This is a genomic window from Microbacterium meiriae (assembly GCF_040686935.1).
Lineage (GTDB): Bacteria > Actinomycetota > Actinomycetes > Actinomycetales > Microbacteriaceae > Microbacterium > Microbacterium meiriae.
In genome coordinates, this window is record NZ_JBFBMF010000003.1 from 551,995 (window position 1) to 567,720 (window position 15,726).

Consider the following 15,726-nt stretch of genomic DNA (forward strand, 5'->3'; position numbering starts at 1 on the left):
CCTCAACCGGCGAGCGCCGCCTGACGGAGGGCCACCGCGTCGCGGACGGCGGGGAAGAGCGGGTGCTCCGGATCGAGGCCGGTGGTGCGGACGGTGAAGCCGGCCGCGTTCTCCGTGCGCAGAAGGGTCTGCAGCTCGACCGACTGCTCGTCGGCGGCGTCGTCGAACTCCAGCGCGGCGGCGACGGCGGCCACCAGGGCATCCGTCGGCAGCCCGTGCTCGGCCGCCATCGCCGCGGGGCCGATGAACCGCTCGTGCCGGGAGATCTTCCGCAGGGGCTGACGGCCGACCCGCTGCACGGTGTCCACGAGCTCCGGGTTCCGGAACCGCTCCAGGATGGTCGCACGGTACTGCGCGAGGTCTGCGGGGTCGAGCCCGTGCTCGACGACCAGCACCGCCGAGGTCTCCTCGAGGGCGGCCGACACCTGCGCGGCGATCGCGTCGTCCGCGAGGGCGTCCGAGATCCGCTCGATGCCCGCCCGTGCACCGAAGTACGCGGTGGCGGCATGACCGGTGTTCACCGTGAAGAGCTTGCGCTCGATGTACGGCGCGAGGTCGTCGACGAAATGGGCGCCGGGGATGCGCGGCGGGGTGTCGCCGAACGGCCGGGCCTCGATCGCCCACTCGAAGTACGGCTCGACGGTGACGTCGATGCCCCCACCGTCCGGCTGCGCCGGGACGATGCGGTCGACGGCGGTGTTCGCGAACACCGCACGCGCGAGGAGGACGTCGGCATCCGGCCCCGCCGCCGCGACGATCTCCTGCCGCAGCTGATCGGTGGCGCCGATGGCGTTCTCGCAGGCCATCACCTGCAGCGGCGCGGCCTCGGGGGAGCGCAGCGCGAGCCCGGCGACGATCGACGGGGCGACGAACCGCAGCACGGTGGGGCCGACGGCGGTCGTGACGACGTCGGCCGTCGCCACCTCCTCCGCGACCACGGCGGGGTCCGTGCGGCTGTTCACCGCACGGAACCCGGAGACGACGTGGTCGGTCCCTCCGGGGCCGGCTTCGTGCACGGTGTACGAGTCCGCCCGGTCGATCGCCTCCACGAGCGCGTCCGCGACGTCGCTGAACACGACCTCGTACCCGCCCTCGTGCAGGAGCAGGCCGACGAAACCGCGCCCGATGTTGCCCGCCCCGAAGTGGACCGCCTTCATCCCTCGTTCACCTCCGAGAGGAGAGCGAACAGCTCGTCCGGCGTCGCCGCCGCTTCCAGCCGGGCGACGTCGTCCTCCTCCGAGAAGAGGATCGCGATGCGGGACAGGATGTCCAGGTGCTCATCGCCGACGCCGGCGATGCCGATCACGAACCTCGCCTGCTCGCCGTCCCAGTCGACGCCGCCGTCGTAGCGGACGACGGAGAGCGCGGACGCCAGGATCGTGTCCTTCGCCTCGTTCGTGCCGTGCGGGATGGCCAGGCCGTTGCCCATGTACGTCGACACGGTCTCCTCGCGCTGACGCATCGCATCGACGTACGCCGGGGTCACCGCACCGGCGGCGACGAGGATGTCCGTCGCCTCCTGGAGCGCGTCGTCCCGCGACGCGCCTCCCGGGTGGATGCGGACCTGCTCGGCTGTGAGAACGCTCATTCTTCGTCCTTTCGCTGTTCCTTGACCATCTCGACGACCTCGTCGTACTTCGGCGAGTTCATGAAGTTGTCCACCGAGACGTGCAGGGAGTCCGGCGACTTCGCCGCGGCCCGGTCGGTGAGCTGCTGCTGCGTGATGACCACGTCGGCGGCGCCGTCGAGGTTGGCGATGGCGGCGTTCGTGACGGTGATGCCCTCGATGCCGGCCTTCTTCAGCTTGTTCCGCAGCACGCTGGCGCCCATGGCGGACGAGCCCATACCGGCGTCGCACGCGAACACGATGGTCTCGATCGGGGCCGCCGCGACTGCAGTGGTGGCGGGAGCGGGCGTGGACTCCGGCGCCGTCGTCGCGGTCGAGGTGCGCAGGGCGTCCATCGCCGCGGACGACTTGCCCTTGTTCGCCTCGGTCTGCGCGATGGCCGCGCCGAACGTGTCGCCCTCGGCGGCGAGGTCGCGCTTGCGCGAGGCCCGCAGGATGACGCCGGTGATGAGGAAGGTCACCGTCGCGGCGATGATGACCGACAGGTACACCACGAGGAGGTTGGCGACGCCGGGGCCGATGGCCGCGGCGGTCACGGCGATGATGCTGCCCGGGGCGGCCGGGAAGGCCAGTCCGCCGCCGAGGACCATGTTCGTGGTGACGCCGGCCGCTCCACCCGCGATGAGCGCGAGGATCGTGGTCGGCTTGCTGAGAGCGTACGGGAAGTAGATCTCGTGGATGCCGCCGAAGAACTGGATGATGGCGGCACCGGGAGCCGAGGCCTTCGCGGCGCCGACCCCGAAGAAGGTGAAGGCGAGCAGCAGGCCGAGGCCGGGGCCGGGGTTCGCCTCGATGAGGAAGAGGATCGACTTGCCCGTCTCCGCAGCCTGCTCGATCCCCAGCGGGGTGAACACGCCGTGGTTGATGGCGTTGTTGAGGAACAGCACCTTGGCCGGCTCGACGATGATCGACACGAGCGGCAGCAGGTTGAGCGACACGAGCCAGTCGACGGCGGCGCCCAGCGCGGCGCTGATGCCCAGCATGACCGGACCGAAGGCGAAGAACCCGACGATGGCGAGGAGCATGCCCAGGATGCCGGCGGAGAAGTTGTTGACGAGCATCTCGAAGCCAGGGCGGATCTTGCCGTCCCACAGCCTGTCGACCTGCTTCATGATCCAAGCGGCGATCGGGCCCATGATCATCGCGCCGAGGAACATCGGGATGTTCGTGCCGACGATCACGCCGACGGTCGCGATCGTGGCGACCACGCCGCCCCGCTCGCCGTAGACCATGCGGCCGGCGGTGTTCGCGATCAGCAGCGGCAGCAGGTAGGTGACCATCGGGCCGACCAGGCCCACGTAGGCCAGGATGTTGCCATCTGCGCCTTCGGCGACCGCGGTCATCGCGCCCTGCCAGCCGAGGACGGCGGAGTCGCCGCCGCCGCCGATGATCTCGGCGACGCCGGCCCAGTGCCAGCCGAACGGGCTCTCGGCGCCGAAGAAGCCCTTCGGGATGAAGAGCATCGTGATGAAGCCCCAGGCGATGAAGGCCGCGATGTTCGGCATGATCATGCCGGAGAGGAACGTGCCGAAACGCTGCACGCCCACGCGGAGGCCACCGGGGGCGGTGGCGGCGGGTGACGTCGTCGTCATGATGTGGTCTCTTTCTGATGAGGGGGGAGTGCCGCGGCGAGGGTCGCCGCAGCGGTGCGGGCGGAGGGGGCGTCGTCCGCGGCGAGCGCGGCTTCCGCGAGGCGGAGGGCGTCGTCGCGAGTGCGGGCGGCGAGCGCCTGGCGGACGTCCGCGAGGGCCGACGGCGCCATGGAGAGGCTCGTCGCACCGAGCCCCACGAGGACGACCGCGAGCAGCGGGTCGGCCGCGGCCTCGCCGCAGATGCCGACCGGCTTGCCGAGGCGGGCACCGGCCGTGCCGACCTCGCGCACCAGCCGCAGCACCGCGGGGTGCCAGGGGTCCTGGAACGAGGCGACCGAGCCGAGCAGCCGATCCGCGGCCATCGTGTACTGCGTGAGGTCGTTGGTGCCGATGGACGCGAAGTCGGCGTGGGCGAGGACGCGGTCGGCGAGCAGGGCGCTGGAGGGCACCTCGACCATGACGCCGGCCGTCTTCAGCCCGTACTCGCGGGCGAGGCCTGTGAAGTACACGGTCTCCTCGACGGTGGCCACCATGGGCGCCATGACCCACAGATCGGCGTCGGTCGCGGCGTCGGCCTCGGCCAGAGCGGTCAACTGCTCGCGGAGGATGTCCTCGCTCGCGCGGAGAGCCCGCAGACCGCGCAACCCCAGGGCCGGATTCTCCTCGTGCGCGTCGTTGAGGAAGGCCAGGGGCTTGTCGGCCCCTGCGTCGAGCATCCGCACGACGACCTTCTTGCCGGGGAAGGCCTCCAGGAGCTCGCGATAGGACTCCCGCTGCTGGGCCACGGTCGGCGCCTGCGACGCGGAGAGGAACAGGAACTCGGTCCGGAACAGCCCGACGCCCTCGGCCCCGCGTGCGACCGCGTCAGCGGCGTCGGCGGGCTTCCCCAGGTTCGCGAGGAGGGCGACCGGTGTGCCGTCGGCGAGCGCACCGGGCGTGAGCGGCGCGTCGTCCGCGACCAGTCTGGCCGCGGCGCGCTCGGCGGCGCGGCTGCGCTCCTCGGCGGTCGGTTCGCGGGTGATGACGCCTGCGGCGGCATCGACGATCACGGTCTCCCCGGTCGTCAGCGCGTGCCCGTCGCCGACGCCGACCACAGCCACGATGCCCTTCTCCCTGGCGAGGATCGCCGTGTGGGAGGTGGGGCCGCCGTCGGTGGTGACGAGGGCGAGCACCTGGTCGAGGTTCAGCAGTGCCGTGTCAGCGGGCGCGAGGTCGCGTGCCACGAGGACGAACGGGTGCCCGGGATCGGGCACGCCGGGGGCGTCCACCCCGCGCAGCCGGGCCAGCACCCGCTGCGCGATGTCGTCGAGGTCGGCGGCGCGCTCGCCGAGGTAGCCGCCGACGGCCTCGAGCGTGGCCCGGAAGCCCGCGAAGGCGTCGTGAACGGCCCATTCCGCGGTGGCCCCGGCATCGATCCTCGCGTCGACCTCGTCCTGCAGCGTCGGGTCCTCGGCGATCATCGCCTGCGCCTCCAGCACCTCCTGCGCGGCGCCGCCGGCGGCCTCGCCACGCTGCGTCAGCTCCTGCGCGACGACGGCGACGGCCTCGCGGACCCGCGCGCGCTCGGCATCGGCCCCGGCGGTGCTCGGGACGTTCTCGGGCGCGGGCAGCGCCTCGGTCATGCGGACGACCGGTCCCTGCGCGACGCCGAGACCGATGCCCACTCCTCGCAACGCGCTCATCCGGCCGCGTCCTGGTCGTGGTCGGTCGTCAGCAGCTCGGTGAGCGTGTCCAGCACGCCCTCGGCGCCGTCGCCGTCGGCCGTGAGCGTCACGTAGTCGCCGTGCTCGATGGCCAGCGCGATCACCCCGAGGATGCTCGCGGCGTTGACCGGCGTGCCGGAGTCCTTGGCGATCGTGACCGCGAGCCCGGAGTCCTTCGCGGCCTGCGCGAAGATCTTTGCGGGCCGGGCGTGCAGTCCGTGCGAGGAGCCGATGCGGACGGTGCGGGTGGCGGTCATGGTGTTCCTTTCGGGGCCCCGCCGGCGGCGGCGAGGGTCGACTGGGCGAGAAGAAGGGTGCGGACGCCGTCGCGGTCCGCGAACACGTCGTCCGGCAGGACGGCGACGGGCGCGCGGGTCAGGTCGCGGATGGCGTCGAGGCGCTCACGCAGATGCGGGCCCACGAGGACGAGGTCGTGTCCGCCGAGGGGGACGGTGCTCTCGACCCCGGCATCCGCATCCCAGTCCAGGCCTGCTGCCGCTGCGGCAGTGCGCAGGCGCTGAGCGACGAACGTGCTCGACGCGCCGGCGCCGCAGACCACGAGAATCCTCATCGATGTCACCCTTCCTGAGAACAGTCTGGGAAATGTGACCACGGCGGCACCAACACGTTCTCTTCCGCCCCTGCGGAATGCTCCTCGCCGCGCCCGTGCCGCCGGAGGCTGTCATCATGGAGAGCAGTCGGACAGTGCCGTCAGCACGGGAACTCGGAGGGACCATGTCGCGCCAGCGTCAGGACCAGCTCCTCGCCGCGCTGCTGCGCGAGGAGGGCTGGGCGACCGCAGGCACGCTGGCCGATCTCCTGGGTGTGACCCCGCGGAGCATCCGCTCCTACGTCGCGGCACTGAACGCCCGCACGCCGGGCGCCGCGGTCGTCGAGTCCGGCCCCGCGGGCTATCGGGCGGGTCCCGGCGCCCGCGGTGCGCTGCGCGTCCGGCAGGGCGGCGACTCCGCCCCGCGCGAACGGCTGCACGCCCTCGTCCGGCTGCTCCTGGACGAGCCGGAGGGGATCGACGTCTTCGACACCGCGGATGCGCTGCACGTGAGCGAGGCGACGCTGGAGGCGGACCTGGTCCGCGTCCGCGGTCTCCTCGACGGGACCGACCTGACGCTCGAGCGGGCCCGTGAACGGGTGCGTCTCCGCGGAGACGAGGCCGCCCAGCGCCGCCTGCTCAGCCGCCTCGCCCACGACGAGATGGATGACGCGTCGTTCCACCCGGAGATCTTCCGGCGGGCCCTCTCCGGGACCGCGGTCGATGCGCAGGCGGTCGGACCCTTCAAGTCGGCCCTCGTGGGCGAGCTCGGCGAACTCGGCTACTACGTCAACGAACTCGCGATCGCCGACGTGCTCCTGCACATCGCGATCGCCGCCGAGCGGGTGGCCGCCGGCCGTGCCCTCGAGGCACCCCCCGTGGGAGCTCGACCGGAGATCCCGCGGGTGGGAGCGGTGATCGCCCGCCTCGCCGCCGAGCACTTCGCCGTGGTCCTGGGCGAGGGCGACAGCGGTCACCTCGCCTCCCTGGTCCTGACGCGGATCGTCGCGCCGGGTGGCGAGGCGGCGCAGGAGCTCGCCCGCAGCGGCGTCGCCCCGGACGTGGAGGCGGCGGTCAGAGCGGAGATCGCGCGGGCCGCGGAGGACTACCGCGTCGACCTCGTCGACGAGACGTTCGTGCTCCGCCTCGCGCTGCACGTGCAGAACCTCCTGCGCCGAGCCGAGGAGAGCGCCCTCACCCGGAACCCGCTGACCCGCTCGCTGAAGACGACCTATCCGATGATCTTCGAGGTGGCGGTGTCGATCGCGAGCGGTCTGCACGACCGGCTCGGCACGCCCATCCACGACGACGAGATCGCCTACATCGCCATGCACGTCGGGGGACGGCTGGAGCGGAGCCGCAAGGCGGAGTCCATCCTCACCGCGACCATCGTCTGCCCCGGCTACTACGAACTCCACGAACTCCTGCGTTCGAGCGTGGACCGCTCGCTGGGTTCCGCGATCGAGGTCACCAGCGTCGTCACGAACGTCGACCCGGACTGGGCGTCGTTCGACACCGACCTCGTGCTGAGCACGATCGAACCCGGGGCTTCCGGCGACCGGTTCGTGCGCATCCAGCCGTTCCTCACGGACGCCGACGTCGACCGCATCCAGGGGGCCGCAGGGCGGCTGCGCCGCGGTCGACGGCTCGCCCGGCTCCGGGAGGAGCTCGCGCGCTACTTCCACCCCGATGCCTTCGTGCACCCGCTCCCTGACGAGGGCGAAGAGGCCATCATCCGGCGGCTCGGCGCGCCGCTGGTCCGCGCGGGGCTGATCGGAGACGACTACGTGGAGAACACGATCGTCCGCGAGCGCATGTCGTCCACAGCCTTCACCGACGCGCTCGCCGTGCCGCACGCGCTGCAGATGACCGCGACCCGGACGGCGATCGCGCTCGGCGTCGCGGACGGGTCGGCGGCCTGGGGGGACGGACGCGTGCAGGTCGTCGCGCTCGCCGCCTTCAGCGAGAGCGACAGGGCGGCTTTCCAGACCGTGTTCGAGCAGCTCGTCGAGGTGTTCAGCGAGCGGGAGAGCGTGCAGCGGATCGTCCGCCGCGGGGCGACCTTCGAGGGCTTCCTCGATGAGCTCGTCGCCGTGATCGACGGCTGAGACTCAGGCGTCGGGCGCGAGCACCAGGGCGAGCTGCGCGAGGACGCGCTCGGACGACGGACCCGGCGGCGTCTCCAGGGTCACGGCGTCCCCGGGGGCGAGGGCGAGGTCCATCACCGCGAGGACGCTGCGCAGATCCACGGCCGTGCCGCCGGCGGTGCGCAGCGTGACCGGGAGCTCGTGCGCCTGCGCGAGGCGCACGAGCTCCGCGACCGGTCGTGCGTGCACCCCGTTGTGGGCGCTGACGACGACGTGGCGGACGGGCATGGTCAGGAGCGCTCGTCCAGGAGGACCCGGACACCGGCCTCCAGCTCGGCGACGGCGGCCGCCGCACCCTCCGCGGAGTCGGCTGCGGCGTCGATGTAGACCTTCAGCTTCGGCTCTGTTCCGCTCGGGCGCACGATGACCCGGGATCCGTCGGAGAGCCGGTACCGCAGCACGTCCCCGGAGGGCTGCCCCGGTGCGCTCTGCAGCAGGTCCTCGGTCGACGCGATCGAGCGTCCGCCGATCTGCGTGGGCGGAAGCGAGCGCAGCGACAGCATCACCGTGCCGATGAGCGACAGGTCAGCCACCCGCACCGACACCTGGGAGCTCGCGAAGTGACCGTACGTGTCGCCCACCTCGCGGACGAGGTCGGCGAGGGTCAGCCCGCGCTCCTGCGCCTCGGCGGCCAGCCCGAGCACGGCGACCGCGGCGGAGATGCCATCCTTGTCGCGCACGGTCTCGGGGTTGACGAGGTAGCCCAGGGCCTCCTCGAAGCCGAAGACGATGCCGGGCGCCCGCGAGATCCACTTGAACCCGGTGAGCGTCTCGTGGAAGTCCAACCCGTGGTGGGCGGCGATGGCGCCGAGCCCGGGGGAGGAGACGAGCGAGCACGCGAGCGAGGCCCCGGGAGTTCCGGCCGCGGCACGCGCGGCGCGGGCGCCGAGCAGCAGTCCGACCTCGTTGCCGGTCAGACGTCGCCAGCCGTCCGCGGCGGTGTCGTCGGGGACGGCCACGGCGAGCCGGTCGGCGTCCGGATCGTTGGCGAGGATGAAGTCCGCCTTCGCCCTCCGGGCCGTGGCGAACGCCAGGTCCATGGCGCCCGGCTCCTCCGGGTTGGGGAAGGACACCGTGCGGAACGTCGCGTCCGGGTGGAGCTGCTCGTCGACCACGATCGGCCGCGGGTAGCCGGCAGCGTCGAGGATGCGCGCGAACGTCTCCCAGCCGACGCCGTGCATCGCGGTGTAGACCCAGCGCAGGCGGCGGCCCGCCGCGGGTGCGGGGGCGACGGCCGCGGTTGCGGCGACGTAGGCCTGGACGAGATCCTCGCCCGCGGTCTCGTAGGCGGTGGACCGCGGCAGGGTCCGCACGTCTCCGCCGTCCGCGACGCGCTGGATGTGCGCAGCGATCTCGGCGTCGGCGGGAGCCACGATCTGCGAGCCGTGATCCGCGCCGCCGAGGTACACCTTGTAGCCGTTGTCGTCCGGCGGGTTGTGGCTCGCGGTCACCATCACGCCGGCGTCGGCGCCGAGGTGCCGCACCGCGAAGGCCAGCACGGGGGTGGGGAGCAGGCGGGGGAGCAGGATCGCGCGCAGGCCGGCACCGGCGAACAGCTCCGCGGAGTCCTGGGCGAACACCCGGGAGTTGCGGCGGCCGTCGTAGCCGATCACCACGGTCGGGGTCGCGCCCGCGGCCCGCTCGCGCAGATACGCCGCGAAGCCCGCCGCGGCCTGGGAGACGAGCACCCGGTTCATCCGGTTGCTTCCCGCCCCGAGCGCGCCGCGGAGCCCGGCCGTGCCGAACGCAAGACGACTGCCGAAGCGGTCGTCGAGCTCCGCCGTGGCGGCCTCATCCCCGGAGGCGGCGCGGGTGATGATGCCGGCCAGCTCGTCGCGGGTCTGCGGGTCGGGGTCCTGGCGCAGCCAGGCGCGGGCCTGGGCGAGCCGCTCCTCGCTCACAGGGCCTCGACCACCCGGGCCAGCAGGTCGGAGATCACCGGCTCCGCCTCGCGTCCGGCCTCGATGACCTCGGCGTGGCTGAGCGGGGTCTGCTGGATCCCGGCCGCGAGGTTCGTGATGAGCGAGAACCCGAGGATCTCCATGCCGGCCTCGCGCGCCGCGATCGCCTCGAGCGCGGTCGACATGCCGACGATGTGGCCGCCGATGTGCTTGGCCATCTGCACCTCGGCCGGGGTCTCGTAGTGCGGGCCGCGGAACTGCGTGTAGACGCCCTCGTCGAGGGCGGGGTCGACCGTACGGGCGATGTCGCGCAGGCGCTTCGCGTAGAGGTCGGTGAGGTCGATGAACGTCGCGCCCTCCAGCGGGGAGTCGGCGGTGAGGTTGATGTGGTCGCTGATCAGCACGGGCTGGCCGGGCTTCCAGGTCTCCCTGATGCCGCCGGCGCCGTTGGTGAGCACCATGATCTTCGCGCCGGTGGCTGCGGCGGTGCGGACGCTGTGCACGACCCGGCGGACGCCGTGGTCCTCGTAGTAGTGCGTGCGGGCACCGATGACGAGGACGTTCTTCCCGCCGGGCGTCCGGATGCTGCGCAGCGTGCCGACGTGGCCCTCCAGAGCGGGCTTCGAGAACCCGGTGACCTCGGTGGCGGGGATCGTCGCCACGGTCTCGCCGATGAGGTCGGCGGCCTTGCCCCAGCCGCTGCCGAGCGTGAGGGCGATGTCGTGCTTCTCGACGCCGGTCAGCCGCGCGATGTCGGCGGCGGCTTCGGCTGCGACCTCGAACGGGTTCGCAGAGGGGTCGTCGAGGGGGTTGCTGTGGGTTTCAGGCATGGATCCACTCTAGGAAGTGGCAGGCTCCGGTGCCAGGATTGCGGAAGAATGGAGAGCATGTCTTCCACCACTTTCGAGCGCACTCAGCGCGTCGCCGTCCTCGGCGGCGGACCCGGCGGTTACGAGGCGGCCCTGGCGGCCGCCCAGCTCGGAGCGGAGGTCACCCTCGTCGAGCGCGTCGGTGTCGGCGGATCCGCCGTGCTCACCGACGTGGTGCCCTCGAAGAGCCTCATCGCAACGGCGGACGCCGCGGTCGCCATCTCCGAGGCCAGCGACCTGGGCGTGAACTTCTACGCCAAGGGCGAGAACGGCAAGCCCCTCAAGCCGGAGATCGCCATCAACCTCGCGGCGGTGAACAAGCGCCTCGTGGCGCTGGCCGGTCAGCAGTCCGAGGACATGCGCACCACCCTCCTCGACGCAGGCGTGCGCATCCTCTCCGGTCACGGCCGTCTGGAGGGTCCGAACGCCATCGTCGTCTCCACGGGCGAGCGGGGCACGGACTTCGACCGCGTCGAGGCCGACACCATCGTCGTCGCGGTCGGCGCCTCGCCGCGCGAACTCGACTCCGCCAAGCCCGACGGCAAGCGCATCCTCACGTGGACCCAGCTCTACGACATGAAGGCGCTGCCCGAGCACCTCATCGTCGTCGGCTCCGGCGTGACCGGTGCCGAGTTCGCCTCCGCCTACATGAACCTCGGGGCGAAGGTCACGCTCGTCTCCAGCCGCGAGCAAGTCCTCCCCGGCGAGGACCAGGATGCGGCGCGCGTGCTCGAGAAGGTGTTCAAGCGCGGCGGCATGCAGGTGCTGTCCAAGTCGCGCGCCGAGAAGGTCGAGGTCACCGGAGACGGCGTCACGGTGACCCTGTCCGACGGTCGCACTGTCGAGGGCAGCCACTGCCTCATGGCCGTCGGCTCGATCCCGAACACGGCCGGCATCGGTCTGGAGGAGGCCGGTGTCGAGCTCGATGACTCCGGACACGTCCGGGTGAACCGCGTCGCGCGCACCTCGGTGCCGAACGTGTACGCGGTCGGGGACTGCACGAATTTCTTCCCCCTGGCCTCGGTGGCCTCGATGCAGGGTCGCACGGCGGTGTTCCACGCGCTGGGCGACATCGTCATCCCGCTCGAGCTCATCAAGATCACCTCCAACATCTTCACGGCGCCGGAGATCGCGACCGTCGGCTACGGCGTCAAGGACGTGGAGGACGGCCTCGCGGACGGCATGGTCTACAAGCTCCCGCTCGCCGCCAACCCGCGCGCGAAGATGATGGGCATCAAGGACGGCTTCGTCAAGCTCATCGCGCGCAAGGGCTCCGGCACCGTGATCGGCGGCGTGATCGTGGCACCGAAGGCCTCCGAGCTCATCTACCCCATCGCGATCGCGGTCGAGCGTCGCCTCACCGTCGACCAGGTCTCCCGGGTCTTCGCCGCGTACCCCTCGCTCTCGAGCAGCATCACCGACGCGAGCCGCGCGATGCACCTCGTGAACATCTCCTGACCCGAGACCCCGCGCAATCGCCGAGACCCCGGGCTGCAGACATCTGCAGCCCGGGGTCTCGGCGTGAAAGCGGGGTCTCGCGTGTCAGGAGATCGGGTCAGGAGATCGTGAGGAGCTGGTGGCCGGCGGACACCGTGGTGCCAGCGGCGGCGTCGATGCTGCCGACGACGCCGTCCTTGTGCGCCTGCAGCGGCTGCTCCATCTTCATCGCCTCGAGGACGACGACGAGGTCGCCCTTGACGACCTGCTGCCCTTCCTCGACGGCGACCTTGACGACCGTGGCCTGCATCGGCGACTTCACCGCGTCGCCGGAGGCCCCGGCGTTGGCGACCGTGGCGTGGCTGCGACGCGACGGCGGCACCGCCGCAGGGCGTCCCGCGGTGCCGGGGGCGACGGCGACGCGATCGGGCAGGCTGACCTCGAGCCGCTTGCCACCGACCTCGACGACCACCGTGTGCCGGGCGTTCGCGGGGGCCGGAGCCTCGAGCTCGCCGTCCCACGCGGGGATGTCGTTGTCGAACTCGGTCTCGATCCACCGCGTATAGACGCCGAACGTCCCGTCCTCGGCCGTGAAGGCGGGGTCGCGGACGACCTTGCGGTGGAAGGGGATGACGGTGGGAAGGCCTGCGACCTCGAACTCGTCCAGGGCCCGACGCGCGCGCTCCAGGGCCTCGGCGCGGTCCTTGCCGGTGACGATGATCTTGGCGAGCAGCGAGTCGAACGCGCCGGAGACCGCGTCCCCGGCGGTGACACCGGAGTCGAGGCGGATGCCGGGGCCGCCGAAGGTCTTGAAGACGTGGATGGGGCCGGGCTGGGGGAGGAATCCACGACCCGGGTCCTCGCCGTTGATGCGGAACTCGATGGAGTGGCCCTGCGGCTGGGGGTCGTCGTAGTCGATCGTGCCGCCGGCGGCGATGCGGAACTGCTCGCGGACGAGGTCGATGCCGGTGACCTCCTCGGACACGGGGTGCTCGACCTGGAGGCGGGTGTTCACCTCGAGGAAGGAGACCGTGCCGTCGGCGCCGATGAGGAACTCGCACGTGCCCGCACCGACGTAGCCGACCTCCTTGAGGATGGCCTTGGACGCCGAGTAGAGCTTCTCGTTCTGCTCGGGCGTGAGGAACGGGGCGGGTGCCTCTTCGACGAGCTTCTGGTGTCGACGCTGCAGCGAGCAGTCGCGGGTCGAGATGATGACGACGTTGCCCTCGGCATCGGCGAGGCACTGGGTCTCGACGTGCCGGGGCTTGTCGAGGTACTTCTCCACGAAGCACTCGCCGCGGCCGAACGCGGCGACCGCCTCGCGCGTGGCGGACTCGAACAGCTCCTCGACCTCGTCGAGCTCACGGGCGACCTTGAGGCCGCGACCGCCGCCGCCGTAGGCCGCCTTGATCGCGATCGGCAGACCGTACTCCTGCGCGAAGGCGACGACCTCGTCGGCACCGGAGACCGGGCCGGGGGTGCCGGGCGCGAGGGGCGCGCCGACCTTCTCGGCCACGTGGCGGGCGGTGACCTTGTCGCCGAGCGCTTCGATGGCCTCCGGGGAGGGGCCGATCCAGATCATCCCGGCGTCGATCACGGCGCGCGCGAATTCGGCGTTCTCCGCGAGGAACCCGTAGCCCGGGTGCACGGCGTCGGCGCCGGCGCGGCGGGCGACGGAGAGGATCTTCTCGATCTGGAGATAGGTCTCGGCGCTGGTCGCGCCACCGAGCGCATACGCCTCGTCAGCGAGGCGCACGTGCAGCGCGTCCCGATCCTGGTCGGCGTAGACGGCGACCGAGGCGATCCCGGAGTCACGAGCGGCACGGACGATGCGGACGGCGATCTCGCCGCGGTTGGCGACGAGCACCTTCGCGATTTCAGGCATGGTTGCCAGCCTAGCGAGTAGCATCCCGATACTTTTGACGACTCTCGACAAGAAAGAGGGAAAAACGTGGAGGGGAGTCTACGACCACAGATCCGTCCACCGCACTCCGAGATCGGCAGCGAGACGGCGCACGGTGGAGAGTGACATCCCCACGACGGTGGAGGGATCGCCCTCGACCCGGGTGATGAAGGCGCCGCCGAGGCTGTCCACGGTGAAGGCTCCGGCGACGTGCAGCGGTTCCCCCGATGCCACGTACGCGGCGATCTCCTCATCGCTGATGTCCTCGGCGAACGTCACGGCGGCCTCCGCGACAGCGGTCGCCTCGACGGGCTCGGCGCCGGGGGAGACGCGGAACACGGAGTGCCCGGAGTGCAGCACGCCGGTGGCGCCGCGCATCTCCTGCCACCGGCGCGTGGCCTCCTCCGGCGTGTAGGGCTTGCCGTAGACCCGGTCCCCGAGCGCGAACATGGAGTCCCCGCCGATCACGATGCCGTCGAACACGCCCTCGGCGGCCAGCCGCTCGGCGACGGCGGCGGCCTTGGCGCGGGCGAGCAGCAGCACGAGGTCGGCGGGTGCGACGGGGCCCATGCGCTCCTCCGCGGCGGCGGCCAGGGCGTCCTCGTCCACCTCCGGCGACAGCGTGAGGGGTTCGATGCCGGCCTGACGCAGCAGCATGAGCCGGGCAGGGGATGTCGAGGCGAGGCAGACGCGCATGGAGACCACCGTATCCTCGAAGGATGACTTCCTCCGCAGCCGACGTGCTCGATCTCGACATCACCGGCATCGCCCACGGAGGCACCTTCATCGCCCGTCACGACGGTCGCGTGGTCTTCGTCTCCGATGCGATCCCGGGGGAGCGCGTCCGAGCCCGCCTGCTGGATCCGTCCGCCGGCGCCGGGGAGCCCGACACCCGCAGCTTCTGGCGCGCCGAGACGATCGAGGTCCTCGAGGCCTCCCCGCATCGGCGGCCGCACATCTGGCCGGAGGCGGACGTCGCGCACGACCCCGCCCAGCGGCCCGGGGGTGCCGACCTCGGGCACATCGACCTCGGGCACCAGCGCGTGCTCAAGCGACAGGTTCTCTCGGAGGCGTTCGACCGCTTCGCCGGTCCCGGACTCGAGGCGCCGGAGATCGAAGCCGTGGAGTCCGGGGATGGGACGGGGTGGCGCACGCGGGTGACCCTGCACGTGGACGACGAGGGACGGATCGGCCCCTTCGCGGCCCGCAGCCACCGCGTCGTCCCGGTGTCGACGCACCCGCTCGCCCGCCCCGCGATCGCCGAGGCCGCCCTGGCCCTGCAGGGCGAGAAGGCCGGACGCATCGAGCTCGTGGAGCCCGCGGACGGCCGGGTGCGCATCCTCCGCCACCCCGAGGCCGAGCGGCGCTCACCGCGGGATCGTCGTCCTCGGCCGACACCCGAGGTCGTGCAGGAACGCGTCGGTGACCGCACGTTCGACGTCGACGCCGGCGGATTCTGGCAGGTGCATCCCCGCGCCGCGTCGGTGCTCGACGGCGCCGTGTACGGGCTGCTCGACGGGCATGTGGAGCCGGACGCGACGCACTACGACCTGTATGGCGGCGTCGGCCTCTTCGCGCGGACCCTCGCGGATCTCGGCGGCACCGATGTCGTCACGGTGGAGTCCAGCCGCCGGGCGACGCAGCACGCCGCCGCGAACCTCGCCCCGCTCGACGTGACGGCGGTCACGGCTCGCGTCGACCGCTTCCTGCAGCAGCCTCGACGCGGAGGCGCCACGGGAGCCGTCGTGCTCGATCCGCCGCGGTCGGGGGCCGGGCGGGCGGTCGTGGAGGGCGTGCATGCGCTGAGTCCGTCCGCGATCGCCTACGTCGCCTGCGACCCGGTGGCCCTCGCCCGCGACCTCGGCACCTTCCGCGGCCTGGGGTGGGAGGTCGGTGCCCTCCGCGGCTTCGACCTGTTCCCGCACTCGCATCACTTCGAGGTCGTCGCCCTGCTCACCCGGTGAGCGCATTCCCGGCCCCGGGTCCGCGACTCACTA

General features: G+C 72.0%; 14 protein-coding genes. 3 read left to right on the top strand and 11 right to left on the bottom strand.

The features are described 5' to 3' along the window. Window positions 1-2: 2 nt before the first annotated feature. The 6 genes from AB0P08_RS12715 to AB0P08_RS12740 are packed head-to-tail and all read right to left on the bottom strand — an operon-like array spanning window position 3 to window position 5,493. Entirely contained in the window at window positions 3-1,157 is a 1,155-nt protein-coding gene (locus AB0P08_RS12715) for a mannitol-1-phosphate 5-dehydrogenase (protein WP_259954620.1), read from the bottom strand. Then, a complete protein-coding gene (locus tag AB0P08_RS12720; protein ID WP_187661934.1) occupies window positions 1,154-1,588 on the bottom strand; it encodes a PTS mannitol transporter subunit IIA in 435 nt (144 codons plus the stop codon). The genes AB0P08_RS12715 and AB0P08_RS12720 overlap by 4 nt, the downstream gene beginning before the upstream one ends. Beyond that, a complete protein-coding gene (locus AB0P08_RS12725) occupies window positions 1,585-3,219 on the bottom strand; it encodes a PTS mannitol transporter subunit IIBC (RefSeq protein ID WP_363590085.1) in 1,635 nt (544 codons plus the stop codon). Before AB0P08_RS12725 ends, AB0P08_RS12720 begins: the two co-directional genes overlap by 4 nt. Next, window positions 3,216-4,901: a phosphoenolpyruvate--protein phosphotransferase gene (gene ptsP / locus AB0P08_RS12730; protein WP_363447002.1), complete on the bottom strand. Its 1,686-nt coding sequence runs from the start codon at window positions 4,899-4,901 to the stop codon at window positions 3,216-3,218. Before ptsP ends, AB0P08_RS12725 begins: the two co-directional genes overlap by 4 nt. After that, window positions 4,898-5,179, bottom strand: coding sequence for an HPr family phosphocarrier protein (locus AB0P08_RS12735; protein ID WP_187661931.1), 282 nt, complete (start codon window positions 5,177-5,179; stop codon window positions 4,898-4,900). The genes ptsP and AB0P08_RS12735 overlap by 4 nt, the downstream gene beginning before the upstream one ends. Beyond that, window positions 5,176-5,493: a PTS sugar transporter subunit IIB gene (locus tag AB0P08_RS12740; RefSeq protein ID WP_363590086.1), complete on the bottom strand. Its 318-nt coding sequence runs from the start codon at window positions 5,491-5,493 to the stop codon at window positions 5,176-5,178. The genes AB0P08_RS12735 and AB0P08_RS12740 overlap by 4 nt, the downstream gene beginning before the upstream one ends. A gap of 164 nt (window positions 5,494-5,657) precedes the next feature. Between AB0P08_RS12740 and AB0P08_RS12745 the strand changes: the two genes are divergently transcribed. Next, window positions 5,658-7,580, top strand: coding sequence for a BglG family transcription antiterminator (locus AB0P08_RS12745; protein ID WP_363590087.1), 1,923 nt, complete (start codon window positions 5,658-5,660; stop codon window positions 7,578-7,580). A gap of 3 nt (window positions 7,581-7,583) precedes the next feature. On the opposite strand, the gene AB0P08_RS12750 is transcribed toward AB0P08_RS12745, so the two are convergent. From AB0P08_RS12750 to AB0P08_RS12760, 3 genes are read right to left on the bottom strand one after another with little or no spacing between them, the layout of a single operon-like run. Further along, window positions 7,584-7,847 carry an HPr family phosphocarrier protein gene (locus tag AB0P08_RS12750; RefSeq protein WP_187661928.1) on the bottom strand — a complete coding sequence of 88 codons (264 nt, stop codon included), beginning with the start codon at window positions 7,845-7,847 and terminating at the stop codon, window positions 7,584-7,586. 2 nt (window positions 7,848-7,849) lie between these two features. Then, window positions 7,850-9,520 carry a phospho-sugar mutase gene (locus AB0P08_RS12755; RefSeq protein WP_259954623.1) on the bottom strand — a complete coding sequence of 557 codons (1,671 nt, stop codon included), beginning with the start codon at window positions 9,518-9,520 and terminating at the stop codon, window positions 7,850-7,852. After that, complete coding sequence (locus AB0P08_RS12760) at window positions 9,517-10,350, bottom strand: purine-nucleoside phosphorylase (RefSeq protein ID WP_187661926.1); 834 nt, start codon at window positions 10,348-10,350, stop codon at window positions 9,517-9,519. The genes AB0P08_RS12755 and AB0P08_RS12760 overlap by 4 nt, the downstream gene beginning before the upstream one ends. A gap of 48 nt (window positions 10,351-10,398) precedes the next feature. Here AB0P08_RS12760 and AB0P08_RS12765 point away from each other — a divergent pair, with 48 nt between their 5' ends. Then, window positions 10,399-11,847 carry an NAD(P)H-quinone dehydrogenase gene (locus tag AB0P08_RS12765; protein ID WP_025105680.1) on the top strand — a complete coding sequence of 483 codons (1,449 nt, stop codon included), beginning with the start codon at window positions 10,399-10,401 and terminating at the stop codon, window positions 11,845-11,847. 97 nt (window positions 11,848-11,944) lie between these two features. Here AB0P08_RS12765 and AB0P08_RS12770 read toward each other — a convergent pair whose 3' ends face one another. Then, window positions 11,945-13,711, bottom strand: a complete 1,767-nt coding sequence (locus AB0P08_RS12770) for an ATP-binding protein (RefSeq protein ID WP_363590088.1) — start codon at window positions 13,709-13,711, stop codon at window positions 11,945-11,947. A gap of 78 nt (window positions 13,712-13,789) precedes the next feature. Further along, window positions 13,790-14,425: a Maf family protein gene (locus AB0P08_RS12775; RefSeq protein ID WP_268776835.1), complete on the bottom strand. Its 636-nt coding sequence runs from the start codon at window positions 14,423-14,425 to the stop codon at window positions 13,790-13,792. Window positions 14,426-14,448: 23 nt separating this feature from the next. Between AB0P08_RS12775 and AB0P08_RS12780 the strand changes: the two genes are divergently transcribed. Next, a complete protein-coding gene (locus tag AB0P08_RS12780) occupies window positions 14,449-15,693 on the top strand; it encodes a class I SAM-dependent RNA methyltransferase (RefSeq protein ID WP_363446991.1) in 1,245 nt (414 codons plus the stop codon). Window positions 15,694-15,726: the final 33 nt, after the last annotated feature.